At 71.1% G+C, this 16,455-nt stretch carries 13 protein-coding genes; 4 read left to right on the forward strand and 9 right to left on the reverse strand.

Going from position 1 to position 16,455, the window contains the following annotated elements:
• Positions 1-7 precede the first annotated feature (7 nt).
• From ACYQ8Q_RS08535 to ACYQ8Q_RS08545, 3 genes are all read right to left on the reverse strand, one after another.
• Positions 8-529, reverse strand: a complete 522-nt coding sequence (locus tag ACYQ8Q_RS08535; RefSeq protein ID WP_460063269.1) for a phage tail protein — start codon at positions 527-529, stop codon at positions 8-10.
• Positions 530-539: 10 nt separating this feature from the next.
• Complete coding sequence (locus ACYQ8Q_RS08540; protein WP_460063270.1) at positions 540-2,342, reverse strand: phage tail sheath subtilisin-like domain-containing protein; 1,803 nt, start codon at positions 2,340-2,342, stop codon at positions 540-542.
• A gap of 220 nt (positions 2,343-2,562) precedes the next feature.
• The gene (locus ACYQ8Q_RS08545; RefSeq protein WP_460063272.1) at positions 2,563-5,355 is read right to left on the reverse strand and encodes a LuxR C-terminal-related transcriptional regulator; all 2,793 of its coding nucleotides are present in this window, start codon (positions 5,353-5,355) and stop codon (positions 2,563-2,565) included.
• A 224-nt stretch (positions 5,356-5,579) separates the two neighbouring features.
• Here ACYQ8Q_RS08545 and ACYQ8Q_RS08550 point away from each other — a divergent pair, with 224 nt between their 5' ends.
• Positions 5,580-6,392, forward strand: coding sequence for a PhzF family phenazine biosynthesis protein (locus ACYQ8Q_RS08550; protein ID WP_460063273.1), 813 nt, complete (start codon positions 5,580-5,582; stop codon positions 6,390-6,392).
• 12 nt (positions 6,393-6,404) lie between these two features.
• On the opposite strand, the gene ACYQ8Q_RS08555 is transcribed toward ACYQ8Q_RS08550, so the two are convergent.
• On the reverse strand, positions 6,405-7,190 hold the full coding sequence (locus ACYQ8Q_RS08555; RefSeq protein ID WP_460063275.1) for a CPBP family intramembrane glutamic endopeptidase: 786 nt from the start codon (positions 7,188-7,190) through the stop codon (positions 6,405-6,407).
• 195 nt (positions 7,191-7,385) lie between these two features.
• Positions 7,386-8,903 (reverse strand): glutamate-cysteine ligase family protein, encoded by a 1,518-nt coding sequence (locus tag ACYQ8Q_RS08560; RefSeq protein WP_460063277.1) that lies wholly within the window; start codon positions 8,901-8,903, stop codon positions 7,386-7,388.
• A gap of 581 nt (positions 8,904-9,484) precedes the next feature.
• Between ACYQ8Q_RS08560 and ACYQ8Q_RS08565 the strand changes: the two genes are divergently transcribed.
• The 3 genes from ACYQ8Q_RS08565 (at position 9,485) to ACYQ8Q_RS08575 (ending at position 11,909) form a co-directional block, all read left to right on the forward strand.
• Complete coding sequence (locus ACYQ8Q_RS08565) at positions 9,485-10,078, forward strand: hypothetical protein (RefSeq protein ID WP_460063278.1); 594 nt, start codon at positions 9,485-9,487, stop codon at positions 10,076-10,078.
• A 403-nt stretch (positions 10,079-10,481) separates the two neighbouring features.
• A complete protein-coding gene (locus ACYQ8Q_RS08570) occupies positions 10,482-10,670 on the forward strand; it encodes a DUF5999 family protein (protein ID WP_340383564.1) in 189 nt (62 codons plus the stop codon).
• A gap of 201 nt (positions 10,671-10,871) precedes the next feature.
• Positions 10,872-11,909: a LacI family DNA-binding transcriptional regulator gene (locus tag ACYQ8Q_RS08575; RefSeq protein WP_460063280.1), complete on the forward strand. Its 1,038-nt coding sequence runs from the start codon at positions 10,872-10,874 to the stop codon at positions 11,907-11,909.
• Here the strand turns inward: ACYQ8Q_RS08575 and ACYQ8Q_RS08580 are convergent.
• From ACYQ8Q_RS08580 to ACYQ8Q_RS08595, 4 genes are all read right to left on the reverse strand, one after another.
• Positions 11,906-12,961, reverse strand: a complete 1,056-nt coding sequence (locus tag ACYQ8Q_RS08580) for an endo-1,4-beta-xylanase (protein ID WP_460063282.1) — start codon at positions 12,959-12,961, stop codon at positions 11,906-11,908. The genes ACYQ8Q_RS08575 and ACYQ8Q_RS08580 overlap by 4 nt on opposite strands.
• 58 nt (positions 12,962-13,019) lie before the next feature.
• Complete coding sequence (locus ACYQ8Q_RS08585; protein ID WP_460073218.1) at positions 13,020-13,784, reverse strand: carbohydrate ABC transporter permease; 765 nt, start codon at positions 13,782-13,784, stop codon at positions 13,020-13,022.
• A 62-nt stretch (positions 13,785-13,846) separates the two neighbouring features.
• Positions 13,847-14,842 (reverse strand): carbohydrate ABC transporter permease, encoded by a 996-nt coding sequence (locus tag ACYQ8Q_RS08590; protein ID WP_460063284.1) that lies wholly within the window; start codon positions 14,840-14,842, stop codon positions 13,847-13,849.
• Between the two features lie 4 nt (positions 14,843-14,846).
• Complete coding sequence (locus tag ACYQ8Q_RS08595; protein WP_460063285.1) at positions 14,847-16,139, reverse strand: extracellular solute-binding protein; 1,293 nt, start codon at positions 16,137-16,139, stop codon at positions 14,847-14,849.
• Between the last annotated feature and the right edge of the window lie 316 nt (positions 16,140-16,455).

Raw genomic sequence — 16,455 nt, forward strand, 5'->3', positions numbered from 1 at the left:
GCGCCCCTCACGGAATCCGGTACGACGGCTCGGCCGGCTCGGCGACCTCCAGGTCCCGCTCCCAGCCCTCGCACTCCAGCTTCAGGTGCTGGATCGCGACCGCGTTCGCGTTCGCGTCCATCTCGCCGAGCACCTGGTACTCCGACGGGAACGCCCGGTACACCTTGTAGGCGAGCGCCACCTGCCCGGCCTCGTTGAGGACCTGGATCACGATGTCCTTGCGGAAGTCCTTCAGCGAGGACTCGCTGCCGAGGCCCTGGCCGACCATCCAGACCTTGTTCGCCCAGCGGTCGAACTCCGGGTCGTGCGTGACACCGCGTTCGATGGTGATCGCCTCGAACTCGGTCCGGCCGGCGGATTTCCTCGGTGAACTCGGATCACCGCCATTACGGTGTTTGATCACCTCGGTGGTCCTTTTCAGCGGGCTGATCTTGCTGCACCCGGCGACGGTCTTTCCGTCCCAGAGCACCAGGAACTTGAAGTTCTTGTAAGGGTCGAACCGCTGCGCGTTGACAGTGAACTCCGCCATGGTGAATTCCTCACACCTCGATCCGGCCGGCCATCTGCTCGATCTTCACCACGACGAACTCGGCCGGTTTCAGCGGCGCGAAACCCACGATCACATTGACGATGCCGCGATTGATGTCGTCCTGGGTCGTGGTGTCCTTGTCGCACTTCACGAAGTAGGCCTCGCGCGATGCCGTGCCCTGGAACGCGCCCTGGGTGAACAGGGTGTGCAGGAAGGCGCCGACGTTGAGCCGGATCTGGCCCCACAGCGGCTCGTCGTTCGGCTCGAACACCACCCATTTCAGGCCGCGGTACAGGCTCTCCTCGAGCATGAACGCCAGCCGCCGGACGGGGACGTACTTCCATTCCGACGCGAGCGCGTCCGCGCCGAGGAGGGTGCGCGCCCCCCAGACGACCGGGCCGACGACGGGGAAGCTCCGCAGGCAGTTCACGCCGAGCGGATTGAGCAGGCCGTTCTCGGCGTCGGACATCTTGACGCTCATCGAGCGCACGCCGGTGAGCCGCACATCGGTCCCGGCCGGCGCCTTCCACACACCGCGCTCGGCGTCGGTCCTGGCCATCAGCCCGGCGACCGTTCCCGACGGCGGGAACGCGCGCAGCCGGCCGGTCAGCGGGTCGGTCATCGTGATGTGCGGGAAGTACAGCGCCGCATGGTCGCTGCGGACCGCGTCGTACGCCGGCAGACCGCTGCGGGCCTGCTCGATGCCGGTCCACTCCGGCGGGCTGTCGACGATCAGCAGCATCCGCTTGTCCTCGCAGAGCTCCACGGCGGTGGCGATCACGCCGATCGCGTCACCCGCGTAGTCCGGCCCGGCCAGGTCGGGAAGGCAGAGCAGGTTGACGTCCGGCTCCTGCCGCAGTGCCTGCATGCCGGTCTTGTCGGCCTCGCTGCCGCGGAACTCGGCGTCCGTCGGCGGCCGGCCGTCGCCGCCGCCCTCCAGCGCGTACGCGGTCGCGTGGGCCGTGGTCAGGCCGAGCGCGTTCGCCACCTCGCCGGTGAGCGTCATCGTGGTGCCCGGCGTCCCGGCCAGCACCTGGAGCCGTTTGCCGGCCACGTCGACGTCCGCCCTGGTGAAGGCCCTGTCGGGCGACGCCGCCCGCAGTCTGCGCTCCAGCAGCAGACCGAGGGCGGTCAGCGAGGCGGGCCTGGTGTCGGTGGCGGTGTAGAGCGTGATCTCGACCGGCTGGACGCCCTGGACGGTCGCGGTGAGCTTCTTGTCGGCCAGGTCCGGCAGCCGGTCGACCGGTCCCGAGACCGTGCCGGAGAAGTCGGGCACCGCCTCACCGGTCGCCCTGATGTCGATGTACGACGACTCGTTGACGACCGTTTCGACGAAGCGGGGCGCGTCGGCGCTCATCGACAGGTGGCGGTAGCGCTCCAGCACCGCTCCGGAGGCGTCCAGCACGCGCAGGCCGAACGTGTCGTCGGCCGTGCCCGGGTCGATCGCGACCCGCAGCCCGTTGCCCCAGTCGCTGGCGTCCCGCGAGGTCACGGTCAGCGCCTTCGGCTCGCCGCCGGCCGCGATGTCCTTCGACGCCGGCCGGGCGCCCTTCGCGACCCGGACGACGACCGCGACCGAGCCGCCCGCCAGGAAGAACTGCTGCACCGCGTAGCTCAGCAGGCTCTTCGTGTCGAGGCCGCCGTACTGCCGCTCGAAGTCGGCGAAGCTGGTGATCGTCACCGCCTCGTCGATCGGTCCGCGCCGGGTCGCCCCCACGAACGCGGTCACCGACGTCGTCACGGCCGTGATCGTGCGGACCCCGCTCGACAACTCCTCGATGTACACCCCGGGATACGAGACAGACGTCGCCATACCCTCCCCATTCCCCTTTGTGTTTTAGGCATGACCGAAAAAAATCGCACGCGAATATACGAATGTGAGCGACGATCGAAAAGAAGATTCCCCTGCCCCGCAACCCCTCCCCCGAGAGATTTGGCCGACCCATATCGACCGACACCATAAGTAACATGCACACAGCGTCAGGGTCAACCACTCATCGTAATTTCCACTACCTGACAACCCGACTTTATAATCAATTGTGATCCAGTAGTCCGAGTTCCCGTGCCCGGCGCACCGCGTCATGGCGGCGGTTGACCCCGAGCTTGCGGTAGGCGCTCTTGAGGTGGGTCTTGACCGTGTTCACCGACACATAAAGATCGGCCCCGATCTCCTCGGTGGACATCATCATCGCCAGCCGTTGCAGCACATCGCGCTCACGTCCGCTCAGCTCCTCCACCACCACCGCGGGTGCCTCCCCGGCGGGCGGCGGGGGCGCGCCGGGGGTGAGCCAGCCACCGGCCAGTTCCCGGAGGGGGCCGGTGCGCAGGAGGGGCCGGAGCCAGGGGCCGGTCTCCAGGAACGGACGGCGCAGCCGGTCGCGCCGCGCCTCGCGCAGGGCCCGGGCGACGAGTCGGCGCGCGGCGCCGGGATCACCGGTCCGCTCGGCGGCCCGGGCCCGCACCAGCGTGGCCCGGACGGTCACCGCGGGCCCGCAGTGGTCCTCGGGGCGCGTCCGGTCGAGCAGCTCGACCGCCTCGCCGGGCTCCCCCGCGGCCAGCCGGGCCCGCGCCTCCTCCACCGCGCAGGCCACCTGGTCCTCCGGCACCTCGCGCAGCAGCCGTACGGCGGCCTCGGGCCGGCCTTCCGCGAGGTGCGCGGCGGAGGCGACCAGCGCCGACTGCCCCGCCGCCCAGGGCGAGACGACCTCGGCGGTGACGGCCGGCTCCACCGCGTCGAGCGCGCCCCGGGTGTCGCCGCGGGCCAGGTGCAGCCGGGCGGTGGCGAGGGCGCGGCCGGCCTCCATCACCGGGTCCCGCAGCGCCGGGTGCGACTCGGCCGCCGCGTCGAGGAGGGCCTGCGCCTCGTTCAGTTCGTTGCGGTCGACGGCCACCGCGGCCAGGACGAGCAGCCCGATGCCGGAGCCGGCCGACCGGGGCAGTCCGAACCGTTCCGTCTCGGCCATCGCCGCGCGGGCCCTGCGTTCGGCCCGGCCGGCCCAGCCGTCCAGGCAGTCGATCAGGGCCAGCCGGCCGAGGGCGTCCTCGCGCAGCAGCGCCGTCGAGGCTCCGCCGGGGCAGTCGGCGGCGGGGGTGAGGGCGGCCCTCGCCTCGTCGAACCGCCCGGCCCACAGCCGGGTCGAGCCCAGATGGGTCAGCAGCAGCGCGGTGAGTTCGGGGTGCTTGTCCAGCAGATGGGCGGGGACCTGTCCGCGCACCTTCTCGGCGTCCGCCGCGGCCGCCTCCGCCCGCGCGGGCGAGCCGGTCAGCCGGGCGGCGGAGGCCTCCAGCAGGGCGCAGCTGAGGCGGGCGGCGGCCTCGTCGGGGATGGAGGCGTCGCCCGGCGAGCCGTCCGCCTCCGGAGCGTCCGCGGCCCCGTCGACGGCGTCCGTCCCGGGAGGGCCCGCGTCCGAAGAGCTCGCGCCCGAAGAGCTCGCGTCCGAAGAGCCGCCTGCCTCCCTCTCCGCCAACCCCCGCTGTGCCTGCCGCAGATGAGCCAGCCCGTGCTCCAGATCGCAGCGCGACAGGTCCCGGGCCGCCCGGACGATTTCCGTCGCCGGGCTGCCGGCCTCGGGGCCCATGTGGGAGAACAGCTCGACGAGATCGTCGGAGCGCAGACCCGTGAAGAGCTGGCCGATTGCCAGGTCGTCGACCAGGGCGCTCGCGGTGAACTCCCAGTCACCCGCCGCCGCCCCGTGCCCGAGGGTCTCCGTGAGCAGTCCGGACCGCCCGAACCAGTGGGCGGCCCGCAGATGGAGCTCCGACTCCAGGCCGGGCGCGCGCACCCGCAGATGCGCCCGCAGGATCTCCCCGAACAGCGGGTGGAGGCGGTACCAGGCGTGTCCGAGGTCCTCGACGAACGCGTTCTCCCGGTGCAGCCCGGCCAGGATCGGCTCGGAGTCGCCGCGCTCGGTCAGGGCGTTGGCGAGCTCGGGACAGAGCCGTTCGAGGACGCTGACCCGCAGCAGCAGGTCCTGGACCTCCGGGCTCTGCTGCTTGAGTACCTCCGCCAGCAGGAAGTCGGCGACGGTGCTGCGGTCGGCCTCGAACTCCTTCAGATACGTCTCCGGATCCGGGCTCTCCTGTGCGGCGAGGGCGCACAGGCGCAGGCCGGCGGCCCAGCCCCGGGTCCGTTCCACGAGCGCTCCCGCCGCGGGCAGGGGAAGGCTGAGCCCGTGCAGCGCGAGCAGTTCGGCCGTCTCCTGCGGGGTGAAGGCCAGCTCCGCGCCGCGGATCTCGGTGAGCTGTCCGGCGGCGCGGTAGCGGTGCAGCGGCAGCAGGGGTTCCGTGCGGGTGACGAGGATCAGGCGCAGACCGCCGCCCGCGTGGTGCAGGACGAACTCCAGCTGCTGGGCGATGTCGGGGTCGCGGACCTGGTCGTACTCGTCGAGGACCAGGGTGACGGGCCGCTCGCGGGCGCTGAGGTCGGCGGCGAGCCGCGCCAGCAGGGTGTGGGTGACCCGGCTGGCGTCCGCCGGGCTGCCGACCCCGGAGGGCGGCGGCACCCCGGCGGCCCGCAGCGCCTGGAGCAGATAGGCCCAGAACATGCCGGGGCCCTGGTCGGCGGCCTCGGTGGTGAACCAGGCCACAGAGGGCTCCCGCTCGGCGGCCCAGTCGGCGACCAGCAGGGTCTTTCCCGCGCCGGCGGAGCCGTTCACCATGGTCAGCGGGGTGGTCAGGGCCTGGTCCAGATGCCCGAGCAGCCGCTTGCGGCGCAGGAACGTCGTGGGCCGCGCGGGAATCGCGAACCGCGTCCGCAGATACGGATCCCCTTGCGGATCGGCCCCCGGAGCCTTCGGCTCCGCGTCGTCTTCCTCGAAACCTGCCATGCGCTCACCGCCCGGTGTCGATCGTGGGTAGCGCTCGCCTCCTCCAGCATCGCAGGGACCGCGCTCCCGCGCAGCGGGAGGAAACCGCAGGTCAGATACGTGCCGTCGGGCGCCTGCCACCACCGGGCCCGACAGCACGGGTCCGGAGCGGCCCGCGGGAACCGGTCCAGGCATCCTGGATTGGCCTTGGCCGACGGCTCCGCCGACCCCCTACCGTCACCGCCATGCGGATTCGAATCGTCGACGCCTTCACCGACCGCCCCTTCGCCGGCAACCCGGCCGGGGTGCTGCTCCTCGACGCCTTCCCTGGCGACGACCAGCTCCAGAACGTGGCCCTGGAGGTCAACCACGCCGAGACGGCCTTCGCCCACCCCCTGCCGCCGGGCGGCGAGGCGGACTGGGCGCTGCGCTGGTTCACCCCCGTCGCCGAGGTCGACCAGTGCGGCCACGCCACCCTGGCCACGGCCCACGTCCTGTTCGGCACGGGCGCCCACACCGGCCCGGTGCGGTTCGCCACCCGCAGCGGCGTCCTCGTCGCGACCCCGGCCGAGGACGGCTCGATCACCCTGGACTTCCCGACCGCTCCGCTCACCCCGGTCGCCCTGCCGGACGGGGTCGCCGAGGCCCTGGGCGCCGAACCGCTCACCGCCCTCGACACCGGCCCCCATCTGGGCGACCTGCTGGTCGAGCTGGCCGACGAGAAGACCGTGCACGCCCTGCGGCCGGACCACGGGGCACTCGGCGCCCACTCCCGGCGCGGCATCATCGCCACGGCCCGCGCCGAGAACCCGGCCCTCGGCTACGACTTCGTCTCCCGCTGCTTCTTCCCGAACGTCGGCATCGACGAGGACCCGGTCACCGGCAGCGCGCACACCGCGCTGGCCCCCTACTGGAGCGAACGGCTCGGCCGCACCGCGCTCACCGGTCTCCAGGCCTCCCCCCGCTCCGGCCGGGTCCGCACCGCACTGCGCGGTGGGCGGACCCTGCTGACCGGCCGCGCGGTGACGGTCATCGAGGGCGAGCTGCTGGCCTGGTGAGCGGCCGGCGGCTCAGGCCGTGGGCAGCCAGGACACCTTCCCGGCCAGCAGGGCGTACCCCACGAACGCGCCGATGTCGAGCAGCGCATGGGCCGCCACCAGCGGCCCCACCCGCCCCCAGCGCCGGTAGAGCAGGACGAACACCATGCCCATCACCATGTTGCCGATGAACCCGCCGATGCCCTGGTAGAGGTGGTACGACCCGCGCAGCACGGCACTGGCCACCAGCGCCGTGCCGGGCGTCCAGCCGAGCTGTCCGAGGCGGCGCAGCAGATAGCCGACCACGATGACCTCTTCGAGGATCGCGTTCTGGAGCGCCGACATGATCAGCACGGGGAACTTCCACCACACGTCGGGCAGCGCCTCGGGGACGACGGTGAGGTTGAAGCCGAGGCCGCGGGCCAGCAGGTAGAAGGCGATGCCGGTGCTGCCGATGACCGCCGCGACGCCGGCGCCGCGCCCCAGGTCCCACCAGGGCCGGCTGCGGTCGAAGCCGAGCGTGCGCAGCCCGCTCTGCCCCTCGCGCACCAGCAGATGCGCGACGAGTGCCACCGGGACCAGCGCCGAGGCGATCCCGAAGAGCTGCCAGGCGAGGTCCAGCCAGGGCCGCCCCGGCGCGGCCGAGGCGTTGAGCGTCGCCGCCTGGTCCTTCAGCCCGCCCGGCTTGGTGACCGACCCGATGAAACTGATCAGCGCGGACACTCCGCTGGCGCCGAGCGAAAGCCCCAGCACAAGCAGCGTCTCATCCCGGAAGATCCGCCGAGACGGCCGCTCGTCGTACACCTCGCCCACCCGCACACCCGCTTCCGTTCAAGGGACACCACAGCTTGCCCGATGCCACGAAAGCAAGTGGAACCACCCCTGGCCTAACAGCCGACGGGGCGCATGCCGACCTCAAGGGGCGCGGGGCTGTGTCCATATGCGGCTCCGCCGCGTGGGCGCGATCACCCCCCACCGCCCCGCACCCGGCACACCACCGCACACCCCCCCGCCTCACCCGACCGACACCACCTCCGGCACCCCCACGGGCCACGTATGCACAGCCTCCCCCGCATGCATCAGCTCCGCATAGCGCCGCGTCATCGCGGCCAGCGCCGCATCCCGCGACAGCCCCGCGTCCACGGCCCGCCGGAACGTCGCCACCTGCCAGGTCGCCCCGTTCGCCCGCCTCCGGCACCGTTCCTCGATCACCCCGAGGTAGTAGTCCCGGTCGGCCGGCTCCACCCCCCACGCGTCCAGCCCGGCCTCCGCGAGCGGCAGCAGCTCCTCCCGTACGAGACTGACCGCGTCCACCTCGCCCACTCCCCCGAGCCGCCCGCGCCGCGGCCACTGCAACCGGGCGTCGATGCCGTACCGGCAGGCCGCGTCGAAGTTGGCCTCGGCCGCCTCGAACGGCAGCCGGGACCACACCGGCCGGGCGTCCTCGGCGAGGGCGCGGACGACGCCGTAGTAGAAGGCCGCGTTGGCGATCACGTCGGTCACGGTGGGCCCGGCGGGCAGTACCCGGTTCTCCACCCTGAGATGGGGGACGCCGTCGGCGATGCCGTACACGGGCCGGTTCCAGCGGTAGACGGTCCCGTTGTGCAGGACCAGCTCGGCCAGGGACGGGACCCCGCCCGCCTCGAGCACCTCCAGCGGGTCCTCCGCGTCGCACAGGGGCAGCAGTGCGGGGAAGTAGCGCAGATTCTCCTCGAACAGCTCGTACGCCGAGCTGATCCACCGCTCCCCGAACCAGGTCCGCGGCCGTACCCCCTGCGCCTGCAGTTCGGGCGGCCGGGTGTCGGTGGCCTGGGTGAAGAGCGGGGGCCGGGACTCGTGCCACAGTTCGCGGCCGAACAGGAAGGGCGAGTTGGCACCCACGGCGATCTGCGCGGCGGTGACGGCCTGGGCCGCGTTCCACACATCGGCGAAGCGGGCCGGGGTGACCTGCAGGTGCAGTTGCACGGAGGTGCAGGCGGCCTCGGGGACGATCGACTTCGAGGTGCACGACAGGTGCTCCACGCCCTCGATGTCGAGGGCGAAGTCCTCGCCCCGGGCGGCCACGATCTGGTCGTTGAGAAGGGTGTAGCGGTCGACGTCGGAGAGATTGCTGGAGACCAGGTCGTCACGGTCGAGAGTCGGCAGAATACCGATCATCACGATTCCCGCGTCGACCTCGCCCGCCTTTCGATGGGCATATGCCAGTGACGTACGGAGTTCCTCGGCGAGCCGGTCGAATACCCGGCCGCCCAACCGGTGTGGAGCTATGTTGACTTCCAGGTTGAACATGGCGAGTTCTGTTTGGAAATCTCGGCTCGCGATCCGTTCGAGCACTTCGCCATTCAGCATTTTCGGCAGGCCGTCGGCGCCCGCGAGATTCAGCTCGATCTCGAGCCCCATGAGGTTCTTCGGCCGGTCGAAGCGCTTCTGGGCCAGAAGCCGCTCCAGCCCCGTCAGGCACCTTCGGAGCTTGTCGCGGTACTGCTGCCGATCGGACAGGTCGAACGCGCCCGCCACGACCTTCTCCCCCATCGAAGCGTCCCTCCTCGCATGGGCGGGCCGGTGGTCCGGCCGCCGGTCTCCCGGGTCAGGTGGGATGATGCCCAGCCGGACCGATCGATAACGTCCCCGTCGGCTCCGGCTACCCGCTACGCTGACCGGAAGCGTCCGGACTGACCGGAGGCACATTCACGGGGCAAGCGGCAGACCGCTCTTTCACTATCTCCCGGAACTCGAACTCGGGAACTCGTGAAAAAATCCGACGAGAATGGGCCGACCATAGCGTGCGCATAACCCGAGGTCATCGCGGCGTCCGCCGTCCTGAATCGGGATGATTCACACGTATCGCCGACCGAATGGACGCTTGCCGAGTGTCCCGGAAGCGGCTAGACGAAACACAGTCTGAACACGTGTCGTATAAACTCCTCGCACAAGGCGGAGAAGGTGGACCCCGCGGTCGAAGGAGCCTGTCGTCCAGGTGACGGCAGGCCGCTCGCGCACCCCGGCTGTCCCAAGACCCCGGCCCCTGCCTCTCCGACCTTCACGAGAGCTAGCTGACAGCGCCGTCCGCCCCCGCCCTCGCGCCACCGCCTGTGAATGAGAGGCGACCCATCATGCCGCTGCACGTCCCTCCGGCTCCCGCGCCCGCCCTCCGCTCCGTCCTCACGGCCCTCGGTTCCCCCACCGCGGTCCGTGAAGCCCGAACTCCGTCCCTGCGCTCGGCACAGGACGAGGCCACCCCCGAACTCCCGCTGCCGCTGCACGTCCTGGACCGGATCACCGCCGAGGGCGTGTCCGCGACGCGACTGGCCGGCTGGCGCTTCCTGATCCGTTGCGGCGACCGGGCCGTGGCAGCGGCCGAGACCCGGCTCACCCCGGACGGCTGGGCGTTCTCCCATTTCTTCGAGGGCCCCTACATCGCCTCCACCGAACGCGCCCTGCGGCAGGCCGAGTCGGCATCCCAGCCGTACCAGGCGCGACTGCTGTCGGTGCCGGGGCTCTACATGCTCACGCTCTGGCTGCACGGCGACACCGACTCCGACGGTGCCACCGGCCATCCCGCGGCGACGGATCTGCTGGTGCCGCTGGCCCCGGCGCCGCCCGGGATCGCCGCCCATCGCGCCCACCGCGTCGCCGAGTTGCTCCCGGTGCTGACCCTCCGGGTGACGCCGTCGGCTCCGCCGCCCCTGCTGGGCTCGCCCGCCTGACGCGGTACCGCGCACCCGCGGACCGCAGTCCCCGTACCCCGGCACCACGGCCCCGGCACCAGGGCCGCGGTTCCGGGGTACGGTGCCGTCCGCGGTGTTCGTCCCCGCGCCGTCCCCGCGCCGTCCCCGCGCCCCCGTCCGGACTAGCCCTATCCGGCCACTGAAAACCACCCGAAGTGACAGTGCAGTTGAGATGAACCGCCCGCGCGGGTGATGCGTCATGAACCTGTGAGAGGCGGTGCCGCGAAATCCCTGCGGAACGACGTCCGTAGGGCAACACTGGGTTCCGACCGACTTATCACAACGGGGGGCGGCCATGAACGACGTACACGACGCTTCACGCCGCGGGACAGACTCGACCACACTCACCACACACATCACGCCAGAGCGGAAGAACCCATCCATGTGCCAGCACCAGCCGCCGTGCCCGACAGCAACCTCCGCCGACCGGGAGTCCGCCCGGCTCGTGGCGCACCACCCGGAACAGGGCTGGAGCCTGCTGTGCAACGGCGTCCTCCTCTTCGAGGACACCGGTGAACTCCTGCCGGACGGCCGGGTCATCGCCCCGCACCGGGTCACGACCGCAGCCTGAGCAGGACCGGACGGCGCGGGACCGCCGTCCGGGGACTTCGAGGGGCCGGACCGCAGCAGGCCGCTGCGAACCGGCCCCGACGCGTGTCCGGGCCCGCTCACTCCTCGTAACCCCCGCCTTCCCTTCCGTACGCACGGGTTTTCCGGAAGACTCCTGGAAGTTTCGGCACCGCGCCCGGAACGAGGCGACGGAGGTGGGGGAATGACGGCGGACGGCACGGCATCCGCGGGCCGGGGCAAGGTCACCATCACGGAGATCGCCCGCCGGGCCGGGGTCTCGGTGCCGACCGTCTCCCGGGTGGTCAACGGCCGCTCCGACGTCTCCCCGCGCACCCGGGCCCGGGTCGAGGAACTGCTGCGCGAGCACGGCTACCGCAAACGCCCCGCCGCTCCCTCCGCGTCCCGCGCGGCCCTGCTCGACCTGGTCTTCAACGACCTCGACAGCCCGTGGGCGGTGGAGATCATCCGGGGGGTGGAGGAGGTCGCCCACGCGGCCGGGGTGGGCACCGTCGTCTCGGCGATCCACGGCCGCTCCGGGGACGCCCGTGAGTGGATGCGCAATCTGCGGGCCCGCGCCTCCGACGGCGTCATCCTGGTCACCTCGGCCCTGGAACCCACGCTGCACGAGCAGTTGCGCATCCTGAACGTCCCGCTGGTGATCGTCGACCCGATGGGCTCCCCCGCCCTCGACACCCCGACGATCGGCGCCGCCAACTGGTCCGGCGGCCTCGCCGCCACCCAGCATCTGCTGGCCCTGGGCCACCGCCGCATCGGTCTGATCGCGGGACCGCCCCGGCTGCTGTGCTCCCGCGCCCGCCACGACGGCTATCGCGCCGCCCTGGAGGCGGCCGGCCTCACCGTCGACGAGAGCCTGGTCGTCCCCGGCGACTTCCACCCCGAGTCGGGCTTCACCGGCTGCACGGCGCTCCTCGACCTCCCCGAACCGCCGACCGCGCTCTTCGCGGCGAGCGACCAGATGGCCCTCGGCGCGATCGAGGCGCTGCGCCGGCGCGGTCTGCGCGTCCCGGAGGACATGAGCGTGGTCGGTTTCGACGACCTTCCCGAGGTCCGCTGGTCGTCCCCGCCGCTGACCACCGTCCGCCAGCCCCTCGCCGACATGGGCAAGCTGGCCGTCCGCACGGTCCTGCGGCTGGCCCGCGGCGAGCACCCCGACTCACCGCGGGTTGAACTGGGCACGGAGTTGGTGACCCGCGCGAGCACGGCACCGCCGAAGGACTAGTCGAGCGCCTCCCGGATCGCGGTGTACGCCGGCTTGGGCGCGAGTTGCTCGTCCCAGGGCAGGGCGGCTCCCTGCCCCGGGAAGAAGGCCGGGATCCAGCTGTACTTGTCGGTGTAGTCCCACACCGTGATGCCGACGCACCGCCGCACCGCGAGACAGGCCTCGGTCAGATCGCCGTACCACTCGGCCTGCTGGGCCAGCTTCTCCTCGGTCGCGGGCAGCAGCATCCGGATGTCGACCTCGGTGAGCGCGGTGTCGAGGCGGAGGCGGGCGAAGCGGCGGAGGTTGTCCTCCAGGGTGGTCGGATAGCCGTACTGGAGCGCGAGATGGGCCTGGAGGCCGATGCCGTGCAGCGGAACGCCCTGTGCCTTCAGCTCCTTGGCCAGCCGGTAGTAGGCGTCGCTCTTCGGGCCGACGGCCTCGATGTTGTAGTCGTTGAGGTACAGCTTGGCCTTGGGGTCGGCCTGGTGGGCCCAGCGCAGGGCGTCGGCGATGTAACCGGGGCCGAGGGTCTTGTAGAAGACGGTCTCGCGGTAGGTGCCGTCCTCGTTGAACGCCTCGTTGACCACGTCCCAGGCGTAGACCTTGCCCCGGTAGTGGCGCACCTCGGTCTGGATGTGGTTCTTCAGTACGGCGCGTAGCTCGTCGGCGGTCCACTCCCGGCCCGTGAGCCAGCCGGGCAGCTGGCTGTGCCAGACGAGCGTGTGGGCGCGCACCTTCTGGTGGTTCGCCCGGGCGAGGTTCACGATCTCGTCGCCCTTGGTCCAGTCGAAGACGCCCTGCTGCGGTTCGGTGGCGTACCACTTCATGCCGTTGCCGGGGGTGATCATGTCGAACTCGCTGCCGAGGATCCGGGTGTAGGCGGTGTCGGTGAGTTCGGGGTTGTCGGTGGCGCTGCCGAAGTAGCGGCCGTGGCGCTGGGCCAGGTCCGCGAGGGTGGTCCGGGGCTTGTCGTGCGCCTGGGCGGCGGGCCCGCCGGCGATCCCGGCGGCGACCAGGACGGCGGCGAGCGCTCCGGCGAGTCTCAGCCGGGTGCGGACGGTGCTGGACATGGTGCGACTCCTCACGGTCGGTGGGGCGTGGGCAGGCGCGGGCAGGGCCGGGCGCGGGTCATCCCTTCGTGGCGCCGGCGGCGAGACCGCCGACGAGCTGGCGCTCGGCGACGGAGTAGAAGGCCAGGGCGGGAACCATGGCGAGGACGAGATAGGCGAAGATCCGGGCGTACTCGGAGGAGTACTGGCCCTGGAACTGCTGCACCCCGATCGGCAGCGTCCACCAGGACGGCTCGTTGAAGACCAGCAGCGGCAGCAGGAAGTTGTTCCAGCTGGCGACGACGGCGAGCACGGAGACCGTGCCGAGCGCGGGCCGGGCCATCGGCAGCAGGATCCGCCAGAAGAAGCCGAGCGGCCCGCAGCCGTCGAGGGTCGCGGCCTCCTCCAGCTCGGCCGGTATCTCCCGGAAGAAGCCGCGCAGGATGACGATCGTCATCGGTACCCCGAAGGCGGCCTGCGGCAGGATCACCCCGAGCGGGTTGTCCAGCAGGTCCATCGAGCGCAGCAGCAGGAACAGCGGCAGGACGGCCACCGCGAACGGGAACATCAGCCCCATCGTGAACAGCGTGAACAGCAGCTCGCGGCCGCGGAAGGCGAACCGGGCGAAGGAGAACGCGGCGAGCGCGGACACCGCGACCACCACCACCGTCGTCCCGGCCGCGATCACCGTGCTGGAGCCGAGCAGCTGCCAGAAGGAGCCCGAGCCGAGGATGTCGGTGTAGTTGGAGGTGACCCATGGGTCGGGCAGTCCGAAGGGGTTGCGGGAGAGCTGGTCGGTCGACTTGAAGCCGGACAGCACGGCGTACAGCAGCGGTACGGCCATCACGGCGCCGACGACCACCAGCGCGGCGTGCACGGGAAGGGTCCGGCCCCTTCTGCGGACGCTCACGAGCCGCCTCCTCGCATGGTCGTGGTGGCGCCCTGGAGATCGCGGCGGAGCACGAACCGCTGGTAGGCCAGGGCGAAGACGAGGCTGATGCCGAAGATGACCACGCTGATCGCGCTGGCGTAGCCGACCTGGTAGCGCTTGAAGCCGTACTGGAACATGGTCACGGCCATCGTCTCGGAGTGGTGGTCGGGGCCGCCTGCGGTGACGATCCACACGAGGTCGAAGAGCTGGATGGAGCCGATCACCGACAGGAAGACGCTGATCCGCAGGGTGGGGGCGAGCAGCGGCAGGGTGACGCTGCGGAACCGCTGCCAGGGCCCGGCCCCGTCGATCAGCGCGGCCTCGGTCAACTCGGCCGGGATGGACTGGAGTCCGGCCAGGTAGAGCATCATGTGGAAGCCGAAGTACTTCCAGGTCATGACCAGGAACAGGGTGGCCATCACGGTGGAGGGGTCGGCGAACCACTGCCCGCCGAGCCCGTCCAGGCCCACCGCGCCCAGCAGATGGTCGGCCAGTCCGTCGTCGGGGGCGAAGATCATGCTGAACAGCACGCCGGTGATCGCCTCGGAGAGGATGTACGGCGCGAAGAACAGCATGCGGTAGACGGCCCGCCCGCGGATCCTCTGGTTGAGGGCGACGGCGAGGGCGAGCGCGAACGGCAGCTGGAGCAGCAGCGAGAGCCCGACCAGGACGAGGCAGCGCCACAGGTCGCCGAGGAACACCGGGTCCTGGAAGAGACGGGTGAAGTTGTCGCCGCCGATGAAGTCCTCGGGCATCCCGAAGCCGCCCCACCGGAAGAACGCGGCGTACAGCGCGAACAGCATCGGCAGCAGCACGAGCGTGCCGAACAGCGCCAGGGCGGGCACCTGGAAGCCGACGGCGGTGAGCCAGTGCAGCACCCGGCGCCGGGTCCGGCCGGCGGCCGCGGGGAGGGGCGGCGGCCGGCCGGTGTCCGGTGCGCTGCGCTTGTCCGGGAGGTAGGTCGAGGCCATCCGGCTACTGCTCTTCCTTGGCGACCTTGGTGATCGACTCGGTGACCTGCTGGGGCGACTTGGATCCGGCGATGAGTCCGGCGACGCTGTCGTTGACCTCCTGGCCGACGGCGGGCGCGTACGCCTGGTCGAGATAGAGCTGGAAGCCGGTGGCGGCCTTCAACTGGGCCTGTACGGCCGACAGGTTGGGGTCGGTGAGGGCGCTCTCGGCGGCCGGTACGACGGGCAGCACGCCGGTCTTCTTGACCAGCTCGGTGTCGGTGGCGGCCGAGGCGAAGAACTTCAGGAAGTCGACGGCCGCCTGCGGGGCGCCCTTGCGCAGGGCGTGTCCGCCGCCGCCGCCGAAGACCTCGGTGATCGCGCCCTGGCCGCCCTCGACCGCGGGGAACGGGAAGAAGCCGAGGTCGGCGCCGAGCCCCTTGCCCGCGTCGGCCTCGACCACCGGCGCCCACTGGCCCATCAGCTCCATGGCCGCCTTGCCGTTGCCCATGGTGGCGGCCTGGCCGGTGGGGGTGCTGTAGGCGGCGCCGAGGAAGCCCTTCTGGAACGGCTGGAGGTCGACGAGGTCCTGGAGATGCTGACCCGCCTGGACGAATCCGTCGCCGGTGAAGTCCTTGTCGTCGTTCGCCTTGCGCAGGGCGTCGATCCCGGCGGTGCGCATGGCGAGGTAGGCCCAGTAGTACATGCCCGGCCACTTCTCCTTGCCGGCCAGGGCGAGCGGGGTGGTCCCGGCGGCCTTCAGCTTCTTCACGGCGTCCAGGAAGCCGCTCCAGGTGGTGGGGGGAGCGGCGAGGCCGGCCTTCTTGAAGAGCGCCTTGTTGTACCAGAAGCCGATCATGCCGATGTCGAAGGGGATGCCGTAGACCTTCTCGTCGAAGAGGTACGGCTCCCGGGCGACGGAGAGCAGCCCGTCCCCCCATCCCTTGCTCCTGTCGGTCAGGTCCTCGACGAGCCCGGCGTCGATCTGCTGCTTCAGGACGCCGCCGCCCCAGGTGTGGAAGATGTCGGGCAGCTTCCCGGAGGCGGTGAGCGCGGTCATCTTCGACTTGTACGGGTCGTTCTCCAGCTGGACGATCTTGATCTTCACCTTGGGGTTCTCGGCCTCGAACTGCTTGGCCAGGCCGGCCCAGACGTCCTTGGTGGGCTGGGTGGTGGAGATGTTCCACCACTCGATCGTGGTCGTCCCCGACGACCCTCCGTCCGAGTCGCCGCCGCAGCCGCTCAGTGCCGTCATGCTCACCCCGGCCGCGGCGGAGGCCGCCAGGAAGCCGCGGCGGGACAGTGCCGGGTCGCCCATCATGCGCTCCTTCGGTAGATCTTTGGATAGATCGAAAGTTTCGAACCAGATCCAGAAAGCTTCGCTGCTGCCGCACCCTAGAGACACCCTCCGACAGGTGGCAACCCCCTGAACACAGGGAATCCTGGCGCCTGTTCACCCACCAGGGACCGACGGCGACCGAGGGAGCTCCGAAACATTCGGCCTCATCAGCGAACTTTACGAAGAGGTCTTAACGGAAGCTTGACGCCGTCCGGCCCATCATCCGCGGGCCTGTGCGTCACTCTCCGCTTACGCTGAAGCCGCCGTCCGCGTGATGGCCGAAAACCCCACGCCG

The sequence above is a fragment of the Streptomyces sp. YKOK-I1 genome (assembly GCF_054660435.1).